Genomic DNA, 14,869 nt, shown 5'->3' with positions numbered 1-14,869 from the left:
GCGAAAGTCCAGCGCTTTTTGGCGGTTTTGTTAAATTTTTGTGCGAAGGCGAACGCCTCCACCCAGATTAAAAGCGAGCGTTAATCGCATCGGCAATTTCATCCAGCAGGCCAAAACGGCGGCGATATTCTGCGCGTTTTTTGCTGGCAATCTCTTCCAGAGATTTACGCTCCATCTGCAGCGGCAACTGCCAGCGGAAGCTGGAGACTTTCTGCCCGTCGATGGAGGCCCAGAATTCGTCGTAGCTGGCGTGGAAATGGCGGCCTTTGCTCAGGCGATAGCGCAGGGCGCGGAAGACGTGCCCTTCGTCGCTGACGCCGTAAATGGATTTTATATCGCTATGAGCGGCGAGGTTAAAAATGACCTCCATCAGCACCCGTTTCGGGAACAGGCCGTGGCAGGCGCGGGTCGCTTTCTTGATCGTTTCACGCGTCACTCCGCGACGTGGACCTTGCAATCCGCCAATGACCAGCGCCGAATGCTCGCCCTCAGGAACCACGCTGAAGGTCAGGCTTGCCAGCAGGGTGTCCTCTTCATCACGCAGCCACAGCGTGCTTTCACCTTCGCGCTCCGCTTTGCTGGCGGATGAGGCATAAACGCTGTAGCGCGCGTCATCTTTGGCCTGGAAGTGAACCACCGGCTGAGCCACCGGATGAGTGAACGCATTGGCCAGACGGGTATCCGGCAGGGCATCGATCCACTCATAGTGGCGGACGATCGCCTCGGCACGCTGATTCGCATTTATCCCGCGCGTAAGGTACTGACGATGGGTTTTGCTCGGCAGGGTGACCTGCGCTGCCAGCAAACGGTCAAAATCGGCGCGATGAGCCAGCGCACTTAGCATGCGGTTTGTCGAAGACCAGAACAGCAGTGAGCGCAGAAAGAACTTAATCCGATAATCGCGCTTTCTCCAGATTGGGCCAGGGATAAGCTGACCCGTTGTCAGAGAGGAAATAATATTGGCAGGCTGTGCCTCTGGCACATCAATTTGCAGGCTGGTGTTCGACACGATGGTGACCTCTTTAGAATTCTGATTCTATTCTAAGGGCCAGGATGTAACGATTTAAGAGTTGCTAAACCTTTATTTCGGCTTCGTTTAATTTCGATTGAAGTTAGCAACATTATGACGCCAGATCCTGAAAATCGGGTATTCGCTATACTTCTTTATGGAGGGGCTATGTACCAAATACTTGATGGTCAACAATGGCGTCATATCTGGGTCGTGAGCGACATTCATGGTTGCTACCACCCGCTTATGGATGAATTAAAACAGCGCCATTTTAATCCCTATGAGGATTTACTTATTTCGGTGGGCGACCTGATCGATCGCGGGCCGGAGAGCGTTAAATCTCTGCAACTTATACGCGAAAAATGGTTTCGCGCGGTGCGGGGGAACCATGAGCAAATGGCGATTGACGCGCTCAGTAATAACGATTTTGCTCTCTGGACCCTCAATGGAGGTATATGGTTTTCCCGTCTGACGAATCCGCAAAAATTAGAGGCCATTACATTGCTCGATGCGTCCCGGCAATTACCGCTTATTATTGAAATAATCTGCACCCGCGGGATAAATGTGGTGGCTCATGCCGATTACCCAGCGGACATCTATCTGCGCGGTAAGCCCGTTAATCAGCACCGTGTGCTGTGGGATCGCTCGCGGTTAACGGGCCTGATGGCGGGCAAAGGTGAAGGGATTAGCGGCGCGGATCATTTCTGGTTTGGACACACGCCGCTTGCGAAGCGCTGTGATTTCGACAATCTGCACTATATCGACACCGGCGCCGTGTTTGGCGGCACGCTGACGCTCGCCCAGCTCCAGTAGCTAAAAGTCACTGTACTCCTGGGCCGGTGTCCAGAAGCTATCGATAAACTCCTCGACAGGGTAACAACCGCCGTGACGAATTCGCTGCTCTTTTTTCGAGGCAACACACTGCATCTCGGTGTTGTAGACATCAATCACGATGTCGTCGCAGCCGCCGTCCAGGTAACAAACAAACAGTACCAGTGCGAACATCTCATCCTCTGAATCTGGCTTCCGAATGGTTAGTGTAGGGGAGGATTTGTCGCAGGGGAAATCGAGGGGCATAAATAACCCGCCTTCGGGCGGGTTCTATTGGCATCAGGCAAGGCGCATGACCCAGGCATCGGACTGCTGATCGTAATGTTCACGGTATAGCACGGAATGTTCGCCATCCAGGATAGCCGGAATGCTGGTGTCAGCGTCCCAGGCATCAAGCTGCATACATAAATCGGGATCGGATTTACAGGGAATGGTTAACGTTCGATCGCCTTGATTATCGCCGCGCAATTCTGCATCGTCGATCTCAAAAGCGCCAATACGCACGCTGGTTTTCGTCATAATGCTCTCCGCAGGTTTGCTGAAAATCTGGTACGACCAGTGTTGTCGCCCATTTTTCAGCGTAGTGCAGGAGAGCAAAAGTGCCAGTGAAAATGTGCTGTTTTTTATTCGCTGAGATCGTTACCGGTAAACAGGCGACCATCACGAACCAGTTCACGCGGGTAGCTGTTCTTCAGGCGTGAGCCGACTTTCTTCGCCAGACCCAGCGGGAAACCCTGGTAAGTGACGATCATTTCGTCAGCCGGTGGCGTCTGTTCCGGGTAGACGTCGCGGCCGCGATACCACTCTTCTGCCTCTTTGTGGGTCAGTGCAAATGTATTGTCGCTACCGGCGAGGGCGATAACGGCCTCATGCTGCCAGCGATAGCCTTTGTTATGCACTTCGGCCAGACGCATGCCGATACGGGAGAAGCGCACTTTGCCAATCAGCGGTTCGATCTCGACCGGGAAGAGCCAGATCTCTTTGTCGCGCTGCCACAGGCGAAGGTTTTCATCCCAGTGAAGGCCAACGTTTTGTGCCGCTTCGGTAATCTGCGCGGTTTCACGGCCCTTTAACGGGGCGAATGGGAAATTGCCAACTTTAAATTTAGGTGCCGGTAAGGCGTCGATCGCCGCTGTTTTACGCAGTCGCGCGACGAAGAACCCTTCGCAGTCGAAAATCTGCGGGAACACGTGCAGGAAACCTTCGGGAGTCAGCGCCGCTTTGGCACCCTCGAAAAGCGCATCCAGTGGCAGGAATTCGACGGCCTGCGGATACTGCTCTCTAAGCCACAGACATACGGATTCGTTTTCATCGCGGTTCAGGGTGCAGGTGGAGTAAATTAGCGTTCCACCCGGGCGCAGAGCGTGAAAGGCGCTGTCAATCAGCTCGCGCTGGGTGGCGGCGATCTCAAGATTGCTGGCGACAGACCAGTTTTTAAGCGCATCGGGATCTTTACGCACCACGCCTTCGCCCGAGCACGGGGCGTCCAGCAGGATGGCATCGAAAGATTCTGGCACGGCGGCACCAAAGACGCGGCCATCGAAGTGGGTCAGGGCGACGTTGCTGATCCCACAGCGGCTGATATTCGCATGCAGAACTTTAACCCTGCTCGCCGAAAACTCATTGGCGAGAATTGCGCCCTGATTGCCCATGCGGGCGGCGATCTGTGTGGTTTTAGACCCTGGTGCGGCGGCCACGTCCATCAGGCGCAGCGGCTGATTTTCGTCGGCAAACAGCGCGGCAACGGGCAGCATGGAGCTTGCTTCCTGAATATAAAACAGCCCGCTTAAATGTTCGGCGGTGCTTCCCAGCGGCAGGGCATCTTCGTCATCACGCTCAATCCAGAATCCTTCCGCACACCAGGGCACCGGCGTGAGTTGCCAGCGGTAGGGCGAAACCAGTGCCAGGAAATCGGCCACGCTGATTTTAAGCGTATTGACGCGGATGCTGCGACGCAGCGGACGCTGGCAGGCGGCGATAAAATCATCCATTGAGAGATGAGCGGGAAGTGCCTCGCGCATTTGCGCCAGGAATTCGTCAGGAAGAAAAGCAGAATGTTGAGCCACGGGCGTACCACAGGGAGTAGATAAGGCGCGCAGTGTACCATAAAGGCTCCGGTGCGTTGACACCGGAGCTGATGATTAACGTGGCAGCGCGGTGCCCCATTCACGCCACTCTTTCGGTTCGCTTTCGAGCAACAGGAAGTGTTTGCCCGGCTGCGCTTTCGGTGCGAGCGGTGTGCCTGGTGGAGTCGCAAAGGCGATCCCGCCGCGAATGAACTGATTAAAGGTCCCGGTTTTCACCACGCCGCCGGTCAGACCGAAATCGAGGGAGTATCCCGATGCCAGCCAGAAGACGGAGTTGTTGCGCACCAGATGCTGGTAGCGCTCGCTGATGCGCAGACCCACCATCACACGATCTGACAGGGTTCCCAGCGTCAGGCCGGTGACGGTACCCACTTCAATTCCACGGAACAGCACCGGCGTGCCGATACTCATTGAACCGGCTTCCGGGACTTCGACCACAATGCTCAGCCCGTCCAGATAACGCGAGTCAGTGATGGTCGCTTCCTGCAGCTCAAAGTCGCGGCGCACGTTTCCGTTACCCGGTTCGACGTTAATGTACGGCTGGAGAATGGTATCAAGATGTTCAACGCCGGCGGCAGAGATCTGCGGTGTCACTACCGAGAAGCGCGTGCCGTTGCGGGCAAAGTTTTGCATGTACTCCGGATACAGCACCGCAGTGGCCTGCACTTCGTTACGCGCGGTAATCAGGGTCAGCTTCTGGAGCTGCCCGATATCAATGCCCAGATAGCGAATCGGCATCCCTTCAGAGAGCTTGCCCGCATCAAAGGCGTGGAGCGTAATCTGGCCGCCCACTGCGCGCGCCGCCGTTTCTGATGGATAGAGAATGCGTTTATCGCCTTTACGCTGATTGGCCCCTGCGCCGCTTAAATTATCGAAGCTGATGGCACCGCGCAGCGCGCGGGAGAGGGGAGAGGCCTGCACGGTCAGGCCGCTGCCGTTAAGCTGCACTTTCGCGCCGCCTTCGGCCCAGAAGACGCTGTTGGCGGTCAGCAGATTGCGGTACTCCGGTTTAATATGCAGTTCGATATCAAACGCGTCGGCGCGTGGGCGCACGGTGATCACTTCGCCCACCTCAAACTTGCGGTACAGCACCACGGACCCGGCCTGCACGTCCGGCAGCGTGTCGGCGCGCAGGGTAAGGGTGGTGGTCGGCATATCGCTCAGGCTGTTTTCAATCGCTTTGTCCAGATTGGCGTACAGCGGATAGCTGTCACGCATCTCACCTTTCTGGCCAGGCAGAATACGAACGCCGCCGTTGATCCATTCGCTGGCGCTGGCCCCGAGGAACTCGACGCCGTCCAGCCCGACTTTAACGTCTAACCGGCTGTTAACCACAAATTTGCTGTCGCCGTGTACCAGATCCCGGTATTGCGGATCGATGGCGACGGAGAAGGTGACGCCTTTTTCCGTCAGCTTGCGTTCCAGAACCTGGCCGACCTGCACGCCGTGCAGAATCAGCGGCTGACCGGCTTCGATACCGTAGCTTTCAGGTGCCGTCAGGGTCAGTGTCATTACACCAGGTTTTTGCAGTAAGGCTTTATCGGCAGGGGCGATAACGAAATTGTTGTTAGGCTGGCCTTCCCCTGGGATCAACTCGAAGGTGCTGCCCGTCAGCAGGCTGCTGATGCTGGCGTCACTCAACGAGATTTTCGGGTTCCGCAGCTCGATGCGCGTTTTTTCACGCAGAAGGTCGACCACGCTCGGGTCCACCGTCATTTCGCCGGTCACGGAGCCGCCAGGGTTCAGCGTCAGTTTGGTGAGCTGGCCCACTTGCAATCCCTGATACATTAACGGCGTTGAACCGGCGTTCAGCCCTTTGGCGTCTGAGAGGGTCAGTTTGACAATGACGCCGCGCTGGCTGTGGGCCAGATCGGCGTACAGCCCGAAGTTATCATCGGCAGTGGCTGCATCAGAGTTCTCCGGTGAGTCGAAGGCGATAGCCCCATTAACCAGCGCCGCCAGGCTTTCGAGCTTCACTTTCGCGCCGCTGAAACTGACGTCGGCATCCACGCCTGACACATTCCAGAAGCGGCTGCCTTTTTTCACCAGACCGGTGAAGCGCCGCTCGATCAGCACGTCGATAGTCACGCCCTGTTTGTTGGGGTTAATGGCGTAGTCATACACGCGCCCAACCGGGATTTTTCGGAAGTAGACGATCGATCCGCTGTTGAGCGAGCCTAAGTCCGGCGAATGCAAGTGGATCATCAGATCGCCATTATTCAGCCGATATTTTGGCTGGGTGTCCAGCGCGGTGAAATGGTCCTGAGGCTCACCTTTACCGGGCATCATGCCGATATAGTTCCCGCCGACCAGCGCGTCCAGCCCGGAAACGCCCGCCAGAGAGGCTTTAGGTGTCACCAGCCAGAACTGCGTATCACTGCGCAGGGAATCTTGCATATCGGCTTTAATACTGGCGCGAACCTGAATTTTGTTCAGATCTTTGCCGAGCCGGATATCCTCGACGGTTCCCACTTCGACGCCCTGGAAGCGCACAGGGGTACGCCCTGCGACGATGCCGTCCGCCGTCTGGAAGTCAATGGTGATGGTATTGCCGCGATCCTGATAGCTCGTCCAGATCAGCCAGCCCGCAATCATCAATGCGATGACGGGCAGCAACCAGAATGGCGAAATGCGGCGTTTTGTTTTAATTCTCGCTTCAGTCGTCGAAGCGGGCGTTTCCTGACTCATGTGCATCCCAAAGTAAGCGGCTATCCAGCCATTCCACTGCAAGAATAGTCAATATCACCGCAGAGCCGAAATAAAAAGCCGCGGGTCCCATGGTAAAAGCGAGTAACTGATCGCGATTGATCAGCGACATCATCAACGAAATAACAAACAGATCGAGCATCGACCAGCGGCCAATCCAGGTCACAAACCGCAGTAACAGGATCCGCGTGCGTAACCCTTGCTCACACTTAAACTGAATGCTGATGAGCAAGGTGAACATAACCAGAACTTTGGTAAAGGGCACAAGGATACTGGCAATAAAGACCACTCCCGCCACGGCAAAGTTACTGCTCGCCAGTGACACAATCCCCGACATGATAGTGTCTTCCTGCCGCGCACCGTTAACGTAAATGATCGAAATCGGTAACAGGTTAGCGGGAAGCAACAGCACGATGGAGGCAATCAGTGCGGCCCAGCATTTTTGCAGGCTCTGCTTACGGCGCAGACGTAACGGAATGTGACAGCGCGGGCAGCGACCCCGTACGTCGGGCAGACCGGTAAAATGACAGCCGAGGCAGACGCGCAGACTGGGATCAGGCCGCGTCGCAGGGCGCTGAGGATAAAAGCGTTCCCAGAGTTGTTCCACATTCAGATGGATCAGCGTCATGATGCTCAGTAATACCAGCGCGACAAAGGCAAACAGGCCGATGCCGGGCTGTAAAAAAGCGTAGTCCTGTACCTTAATCGACGCCACGCCGATGCCGACCAGATAGATATCAAGCATCACCCACTCTTTGAGCTTCTCGAGCATCAGCAGCACCGGGCGGAGATTCATGCCCAGAATATTGCCAAACCAGAGATAAGCAATGGCGGCCACCAGCACTAACGGCGCGCCGACGGTGCAAAACAGCACCATTGCGCCGGTAAGCGGATCGCCCTGCTGGGTCATTTGCCAGATCCCCATCAGCAGGTTTGCGTCGATACGCACGCCGAGCAGGTACAATTTGAGCAGCGGTTCGCCCCAGGCGAAGGGCATCAGCAGGAGCATGGTGACGGCCATCGCCGCCAGACGGGTGAGAGACCAGTCGCGTCCATCGCGAATTTTAGCGTCGCAGCGCGGGCAATACGCACTCTGATGCGATTTCATCTTCGGCAACATAAAAAGCGTATCGCACTGCGGACAACGCTGATAATGTTCACGAGGCAGCGCATCGCTGACCGAGTGGACAGTGATCTTTTTTGCCGGCGTAATTCTTGGAGTATTGAGTGCCATCAGTCGCGCATTAAAGGATTAATTAACGTTATATTAACTCATCTTGGGATTCATCTTGAGAATGAGCGCATTTAATGTTTATTTTATTAGGCTATGCTCTCTTTTTTGTACGACAACCAAGTGATTGATTAATGAACAAAACAGAATTCTACGCGGATTTGAACCGCGATTTCCAGGCATTGATGACAGGTGAGACCAGTTTTTTAGCGACACTGGCCAACACCAGTGCGCTGCTGTTTGAGCGTCTGTCGGATGTGAACTGGGCTGGTTTCTACCTTCTGGAAGGGGAAACGCTGGTGCTCGGACCCTTCCAGGGCAAGCTTGCCTGCGTGCGGATCCCTGTGGGGCGTGGTGTATGTGGAACTGCGGTGGCGCAAAATCAGGTTCAGCGTGTTGAAGATGTGCATGCCTTCGACGGGCACATTGCGTGCGATTCGGCGAGTAACTCCGAAATCGTTCTGCCGCTGACCGTGAAAAATCAGATTATTGGCGTACTGGATATCGACAGCACGGTCTTTGGACGCTTTAGCGCCGAGGACGAACAAGGGCTGCGCGAACTGGTCGCTAATCTCGAAAACGTATTAAACGCGACCGATTATCAAAAATTCTTTGCGAGCGTCGCAGGATAATCAACGGATAACGTAGCATTTACTGATGGCGTCATTATAATGTCGCCTGTTCATGCCTGCGGCTAGTTGGCAACGTCCGTTGTAATCAGGAAATTTCATGGAAAATCAACCTAAGTTGAACAGTAGTAAAGAAGTCATTGCCTTTCTGGCTGAGCGTTTCCCACAGTGTTTCACTGCTGAAGGCGAAGCTCGTCCCCTGAAAATTGGTATTTTTCAGGATCTGGTAGCGCGCGTTGAGGGTGAGATGAATCTCAGCAAAACTCAACTGCGTTCTGCCTTACGTCTTTATACTTCAAGCTGGCGTTACCTTTACGGTATCAAGCTGGGCGCGACCCGTGTCGATCTCGACGGCAACCCTTGCGGTGAGCTGGACGAGCAGCACGTTGAGCACGCACGTAAGCAGCTTGAAGAGGCCAAAGCGCGTGTTCAGGCACAGCGTGCTGAGCAGCAGGCGAAAAAACGCGAAGCTGCTGCGTCAAATGGCCAAGAAGAAGCGCCTCGCCGTGAGCGTAAACCGCGTCCTGCTCCACGTCGTAGTGAGAACAGCGATCGCAAACCGCGTGCTGATAAACCAGCCGCTAAAGCACAGCGTGCGCCTCGCGAAGAACAACGCCACACTCCAGTTTCTGACATCAACGCCCTGAGCGTCGGTCAGGCTCTGAAGGTGAAAGCGGGTAACAATGCGATGGACGCCACCGTACTCGAAATCACCAAAGATGGCGTTCGTGTACAGCTGACTTCTGGTATGTCAATGATTGTACGCGCAGAACACCTGGTGTTCTGAAACGGAGGCCAAGCCTGGCATGAACACTCTTTTTAAGATCACCGCGCTGGCTGGCCTGTTTGCGATAACAGGCCACGCCTTCGCAGTGGACGATATAACGCGTGCGGATCAAATCCCGGTTTTAAAGGAAGAGACCCAGCACGCAACGGTCAGTGAGCGCGTCACTTCGCGCTTCACCCGTTCACATTATCGTCAGTTCGATCTCGATCAGGCCTTTTCGGCTAAGATTTTCGATCGGTATCTGAACCTGCTGGATTACAGCCACAACGTGCTGCTGGCCAGTGATATTGAACAGTTCGCAAAACGTAAAACCGACGTGGGCGATGAGCTGCGCAGCGGTAAACTCGACCTGTTCTACGATCTCTACAACCTATCCCAGAAGCGTCGTTTTGAACGTTATCAATACGCGCTGAAAGTGCTGGAACGTCCAATGGACTTTACCGGCAACGACAACTTTAATCTTGACCGCAGCAAAGCACCCTGGCCGAAAGATGAAGCCGAGTTGAATGCGCTGTGGGACGGCAAAGTGAAATTCGATGAGCTGAGCCTCAAACTCACCGGTAAAGATGAGAAAGAGATCCGCGAAACGCTGACCCGTCGTTACAAATCAGCCATTCGTCGTCTGGCACAGACCAACAGTGAAGACGTGTTCTCCCTGGCAATGACCGCCTTTGCTCACGAAATCGATCCGCATACTAACTACCTCTCCCCACGCAATACCGAACAATTCAACACTGAGATGAGCCTGTCTCTGGAAGGGATTGGTGCGGTGCTGCAAATGGATGAAGACTATACGGTCATCAACTCCATGGTGGCAGGCGGCCCAGCGTCGAAAAGCAAAGCGATTAGCGTAGGCGATCGTATCGTCGGCGTCGGTCAAACGGGCCAGAACATGGTCGATGTGATCGGCTGGCGTCTGGATGACGTGGTCGCGCAGATCAAAGGCCCGAAAGGCAGCAAGGTTCGCCTTGAGATCCTGCCTGCGGGTAAAGGCACCAAAACCCGTATCGTGACCCTGACGCGTGAGCGCATTCGTCTTGAAGATCGCGCAGTGAAAATGTCCGTGAAAACCGTCGGCAAAGAAAAAGTCGGCGTGCTTGATATTCCGGGCTTCTACGTTGGCCTGACAGACGATGTCAAAGTCCAGCTTCAGAAGCTTGAAAAGCAGAATGTCAGCAGTGTGATCATCGACCTGCGTACCAACGGCGGTGGGGCACTGACCGAAGCGGTTTCGCTTTCTGGTCTGTTTATCCCATCGGGTCCGGTTGTTCAGGTTCGCGATAACAACGGTAAAGTGCGTGAAGACGCCGATACCGATGGCGTCGTGTACTACAAAGGCCCGCTGGTGGTGCTTGTCGATCGCTTTAGCGCCTCAGCATCAGAAATCTTTGCCGCGGCGATGCAGGACTATGGTCGTGCGCTGATTGTGGGTGAACCAACCTTCGGTAAAGGCACGGTGCAGCAGTACCGTTCCCTTAACCGTATTTACGATCAGATGCTGCGTCCTGAGTGGCCTGCGCTGGGTTCCGTACAGTACACCATTCAGAAGTTCTATCGCGTGAATGGCGGCAGTACGCAACGTAAAGGCGTGACCCCGGACATCATGATGCCGACCGGTACCGAAGAGACGGAAACGGGCGAGAAGTTTGAAGACAACGCGTTGCCGTGGGACAGCATTAATGCTGCCACCTTCGTAAAAGCGGGCGACATGACCCAGTTTGGTCCTGAGCTGCTGAAAGCGCATAACGATCGCATCGCGAAAGATCCGGAATTCCAGTACATCATGAAGGACATTGCTCGCTTTAATGCCCTGAAAGAAAAACGGAATATCGTTTCGCTTAACTTCGCTCAGCGTGAAAAAGAGAACAACGAAGATGATGCCACGCGTCTGGCACGCATCAACGATCGCTTTAAACGTGAAGGCAAGCCGTTACTGAAAAACCTGGATGACCTGCCGAAGGATTACCAGGAGCCCGATCCGTATCTGGATGAGACGGTGCATATCGCTCTCGACCTGGCAAACCAGGAAAAGAGCAAGCCCGCCGTTCAGCCCGCTCCGGCAAAATAACACCTCAACAGGCACAAGAAATTGTGCCTGTTTTTTTTAGTTCTGCATCCTCCCGTCAGCAAGCCCATAAACAATGTAAAGTTGTGTCTTTCTGGTGACTTACGCCCCCTGAATCCTTGAAAATGGCCACAATACCCATACGATGTGGGTAATCGCATAGTGCGTTTTGTTAAACAGAGGTTAAAAGAAAATTATGATGCGAATCGCGCTCTTCCTGGTCACCAACCTTGCGGTTATGGTGGTTTTCGGGCTTGTGCTAAGCCTGACAGGGATCCAATCGAGCAGCGTTCAAGGTCTGCTGATTATGGCGCTGCTGTTCGGTTTTGGTGGATCGTTTATTTCGCTGCTGATGTCCAAGTGGATGGCACTGAAATCGGTCGGTGGGGAAGTGATCGAGCAGCCACGTAACGATATGGAACAGTGGCTAATGAATACGGTGGCACAACAGTCTCGCCAGGCGGGTATTGCTATGCCGCAGGTGGCGATTTACCACGCGCCGGACATTAACGCCTTTGCCACCGGTGCACGCCGCGATGCCTCGCTGGTGGCCGTGAGCACCGGTCTGTTGCAGAACATGAGCCGTGACGAAGCGGAAGCGGTTATTGCCCATGAAATCAGCCACATCGCCAACGGTGACATGGTCACCATGACCTTGATTCAGGGCGTGGTAAACACCTTCGTTATCTTCATCTCTCGTATCCTGGCGCAGATTGCTGCCGGATTTATGGGCGGAAATCGTGATGAAGGTGAAGAGAGCAACGGCAACCCGCTGATCTACTTCGCTGTCGCGACAGTGCTGGAGCTGGTATTCGGTATTCTGGCGAGCATTATTACCATGTGGTTCTCCCGTCATCGCGAGTTCCATGCGGATGCGGGCTCGGCAAAACTGGTGGGCCGCGAGAAGATGATTGCTGCGCTGCAGCGTCTGAAAACCAGCTACGAACCGCAGGAAGCAACCAGCATGATGGCATTCTGCATCAATGGTAAATCGAAATCGCTGAGCGAACTGTTCATGACTCACCCGCCGCTGGATAAACGTATCGAAGCGCTGCGCAGTGGGGAATACATCAAGTAAGCGAGCAGTATGAGAAAGAAGCCGGGTTGAGCAGACATTGCCGCCCGGCTTTTTTTATGCCTGAGCTCGGGGTTGCGTCACGCGCAGGCCGCTGATAATGGCGGCGATAGTCGCCAGCGTTCCGGCGGTAAACAGGGCCAGATGCGTGCCATTCTGCCCGGCAAGGTTAAACATCAGCGCCACCAGTGCGGCACCAGAGCTTTGACCTAACAGGCGCGCGGTGCCGAGCATTCCACTGGCGCCGCCGCTGCGATGGCGCGGTGCGGCAGTAATGATGGTGTGGTTGTTCGGTGACTGGAACAGACCAAAACCGGCTCCGCACAGCACCATTCGCCAGATAATATCCAGATCCGTTGGCGCAGAAGGCAACATCGCCAGCGCGAATAGCCCGGTTGCCATCACCACCAGTCCTAACGCACCCAGTAAACCCGCATGAACGCGTTCAATGAGATAGCCCGCAAGCGGTGCCATCACCATGGTTGCCAGCGGCCAGGGGGTCAGCAGCAGCCCGGTCTCCACTTCCGTTCGTCCAATCACGCCTTGCAAGAAAAAGGGCAGCGAAACCAGCGCCAGCATCTGGGCGCAGAACGAGCAGATGGACGTCCCGATGGAAAGAGAAAAGAGCGGAATACGCAGCAGATCAACAGGCAAAAGAGGGACGGGCAACGCCAGCTGACGGCGCACGAAAAAGTAGCCGATGATCAGCATCGCAACGATTTCAGCCGCAATGAGCGTGAGCGATTGTCCCTGAGCAAATCCGCTCAGCGCCGTGATCAGCAGACCAAAGGTCAGGGCATTCATCACTGCGCTGGGAAGATCGAAACGTGGCATCGCGCTCTTAGCACTGTTTTCAGGCAAATAGCGCAGGGCAAAGAGCAGGGCGATAATCCCCAGCGGAACGTTAATCAGGAACAGCCACTGCCACGACGCCACCGAGAGAATCGCGGCCGCGATGGTCGGCCCGGCGGCAGACGAGACTGCGACAATGAAAGAGTTAATCCCCATCCCGCGCCCAAGCTGGCGCTGAGGGTATATCAGGCGGATCAGTGCGGTATTGACGCTCATCAGCGCAGCCCCGCCGAACCCCTGCGCAATACGCGCGAAAGTCAGGGTATGCAGCGAGTCGGACAGGGCGCAAAAAAGAGAGGTCAGGGTAAAGACGACCAGCCCGCACTGGTAGACGCGGCGATAGCCGAACATGTCGCCGAAAAACGAGAACGAAAGCAATGAAACTACGATGGCGATCTGGTAAGCATTGACCACCCAAATGGAACTGGCGGGAGACGCGTGCAGGTCGCTGGCGATGGTCGGGAGCGCCACGTTGGCTATGGCACCATCAAGCACCGCCATTGAAATACCAATGATAATGGTCGCGATCGCGCCGTACCGTTGCGGTAAGGGCAAGCCATCAGAGGACAGTTTTTCCATGGGAAATGAAACGCTCAGAGTGATATTATTATCAGAATCACTATTTTAGCACTGTTATTTCGGTTTTATGTCGCAGATTTGTAACGAAGTAAACGCAGATTGATTGCAGCATCTCGGTCACGAATTTATAATAAAAACCGGTTCTGATTTTTATAAAACACTCTCAATGAGGTGATAAATGGCAATCGCAGATTTGGATAAGCAGCCAGATTCTGTTTCTTCCGTGCTGAAGGTGTTTGGCATCTTACAGGCGCTGGGTGAAGAGCGCGAAATTGGTATTACAGAGTTATCGCAGCGTGTGATGATGTCAAAAAGCACCGTTTATCGCTTTCTGCAAACCATGAAATCCCTGGGTTATGTCGCACAGGAAGGTGAATCAGAGAAATATTCTCTGACCCTGAAACTGTTCGAACTCGGTGCCCGCGCGCTGCAAAACGTCGATCTTATCCGCAGCGCGGACATTCAGATGCGCGAGCTTTCACGCTTAACGAAAGAGACCGTCCACCTGGGCGCGCTGGATGAAGACAGCATTGTCTATATCCATAAAATCGACTCTATGTACAACCTGCGCATGTATTCGCGCATTGGTCGTCGTAACCCGCTCTACAGTACCGCCATCGGTAAAGTGCTGTTGGCGTGGCGCGATCGCGAGGAAGTCAAAGAGATCCTTGAAGGTGTGGAATACAAACGCAGCACCGAGCGCACTATCACCAGCACCGAAGAGTTGCTGGCCGTGCTGGATCACGTGCGTGAGCAGGGTTACGGTGAAGACAATCAGGAGCAGGAAGAGGGGCTGCGTTGTATCGGCGTTCCAGTGTTTGACCGCTTCGGTGTCGTCATTGCAGGCCTGAGTATTTCGTTCCCGACGCTGCGTTTCTCTGAAGAGCGTCTGCACGAGTATGTTGCCATGCTGCACACGGCAGCACGCAAGATTTCAGAACAAATGGGTTACAACGACTATCCGTTCTGAATCCGACAATAAAAAACGCCGCTGAAAATGCGGCGTTTCTGTATCTGT

General features: G+C 54.6%; 13 protein-coding genes. 6 read left to right on the top strand and 7 right to left on the bottom strand.

From position 1 onward, the window contains the following. Window positions 1–67: 67 nt before the first annotated feature. Window positions 68–1,009 carry a VirK/YbjX family protein gene (locus C0560_RS12410; protein WP_100779799.1) on the bottom strand — a complete coding sequence of 314 codons (942 nt, stop codon included), beginning with the start codon at window positions 1,007–1,009 and terminating at the stop codon, window positions 68–70. 168 nt (window positions 1,010–1,177) lie between these two features. On the opposite strand from C0560_RS12410, the gene pphA reads away from it, so the two are divergent. Continuing rightward, window positions 1,178–1,822 (top strand): protein-serine/threonine phosphatase, encoded by a 645-nt coding sequence (pphA, locus tag C0560_RS12405; RefSeq protein ID WP_248858645.1) that lies wholly within the window; start codon window positions 1,178–1,180, stop codon window positions 1,820–1,822. On the opposite strand, the gene C0560_RS12400 is transcribed toward pphA, so the two are convergent. The 5 genes from C0560_RS12400 to yebS form a co-directional block, all read right to left on the bottom strand. Beyond that, window positions 1,823–2,014, bottom strand: coding sequence for a YebW family protein (locus C0560_RS12400; protein ID WP_100779801.1), 192 nt, complete (start codon window positions 2,012–2,014; stop codon window positions 1,823–1,825). A gap of 105 nt (window positions 2,015–2,119) precedes the next feature. Continuing rightward, a complete protein-coding gene (locus C0560_RS12395) occupies window positions 2,120–2,359 on the bottom strand; it encodes a YebV family protein (protein ID WP_100779802.1) in 240 nt (79 codons plus the stop codon). A gap of 104 nt (window positions 2,360–2,463) precedes the next feature. After that, window positions 2,464–3,906, bottom strand: a complete 1,443-nt coding sequence (gene rsmF, locus C0560_RS12390; protein ID WP_248858644.1) for a 16S rRNA (cytosine(1407)-C(5))-methyltransferase RsmF — start codon at window positions 3,904–3,906, stop codon at window positions 2,464–2,466. A 75-nt stretch (window positions 3,907–3,981) separates the two neighbouring features. After that, window positions 3,982–6,615, bottom strand: coding sequence for a PqiB family protein (locus C0560_RS12385; protein WP_248858643.1), 2,634 nt, complete (start codon window positions 6,613–6,615; stop codon window positions 3,982–3,984). Continuing rightward, complete coding sequence (gene yebS, locus C0560_RS12380; RefSeq protein ID WP_123427597.1) at window positions 6,584–7,867, bottom strand: membrane integrity lipid transport subunit YebS; 1,284 nt, start codon at window positions 7,865–7,867, stop codon at window positions 6,584–6,586. The genes C0560_RS12385 and yebS overlap by 32 nt, the downstream gene beginning before the upstream one ends. Window positions 7,868–7,998: 131 nt before the next feature. Here yebS and C0560_RS12375 point away from each other — a divergent pair, with 131 nt between their 5' ends. The 4 genes from C0560_RS12375 to htpX all read left to right on the top strand — a co-directional run bounded on the left by C0560_RS12375 (window position 7,999) and on the right by htpX (window position 12,423). Beyond that, the gene (locus C0560_RS12375) at window positions 7,999–8,496 is read left to right on the top strand and encodes a GAF domain-containing protein (RefSeq protein WP_100779806.1); all 498 of its coding nucleotides are present in this window, start codon (window positions 7,999–8,001) and stop codon (window positions 8,494–8,496) included. Between the two features lie 97 nt (window positions 8,497–8,593). Next, window positions 8,594–9,280, top strand: coding sequence for an RNA chaperone ProQ (gene proQ / locus C0560_RS12370; RefSeq protein ID WP_248858642.1), 687 nt, complete (start codon window positions 8,594–8,596; stop codon window positions 9,278–9,280). A gap of 19 nt (window positions 9,281–9,299) precedes the next feature. Continuing rightward, window positions 9,300–11,348: a carboxy terminal-processing peptidase gene (gene prc, locus C0560_RS12365; protein ID WP_100779808.1), complete on the top strand. Its 2,049-nt coding sequence runs from the start codon at window positions 9,300–9,302 to the stop codon at window positions 11,346–11,348. A gap of 193 nt (window positions 11,349–11,541) precedes the next feature. Then, complete coding sequence (gene htpX, locus C0560_RS12360) at window positions 11,542–12,423, top strand: protease HtpX (RefSeq protein WP_100779809.1); 882 nt, start codon at window positions 11,542–11,544, stop codon at window positions 12,421–12,423. Window positions 12,424–12,477: 54 nt separating this feature from the next. Here htpX and C0560_RS12355 read toward each other — a convergent pair whose 3' ends face one another. Beyond that, window positions 12,478–13,851 carry an MFS transporter gene (locus C0560_RS12355; protein ID WP_248858641.1) on the bottom strand — a complete coding sequence of 458 codons (1,374 nt, stop codon included), beginning with the start codon at window positions 13,849–13,851 and terminating at the stop codon, window positions 12,478–12,480. Window positions 13,852–14,029: 178 nt separating this feature from the next. Here C0560_RS12355 and kdgR point away from each other — a divergent pair, with 178 nt between their 5' ends. After that, the gene (kdgR, locus tag C0560_RS12350; RefSeq protein WP_100779811.1) at window positions 14,030–14,821 is read left to right on the top strand and encodes a DNA-binding transcriptional regulator KdgR; all 792 of its coding nucleotides are present in this window, start codon (window positions 14,030–14,032) and stop codon (window positions 14,819–14,821) included. The last annotated feature ends 48 nt before the right edge of the window (window positions 14,822–14,869 follow it).

This window comes from Lelliottia sp. AC1 (assembly GCF_023278595.1).
Taxonomy (GTDB): domain Bacteria; phylum Pseudomonadota; class Gammaproteobacteria; order Enterobacterales; family Enterobacteriaceae; genus Enterobacter; species Enterobacter nimipressuralis.
This window is presented reverse-complemented; position numbering and strand designations above follow the sequence as displayed.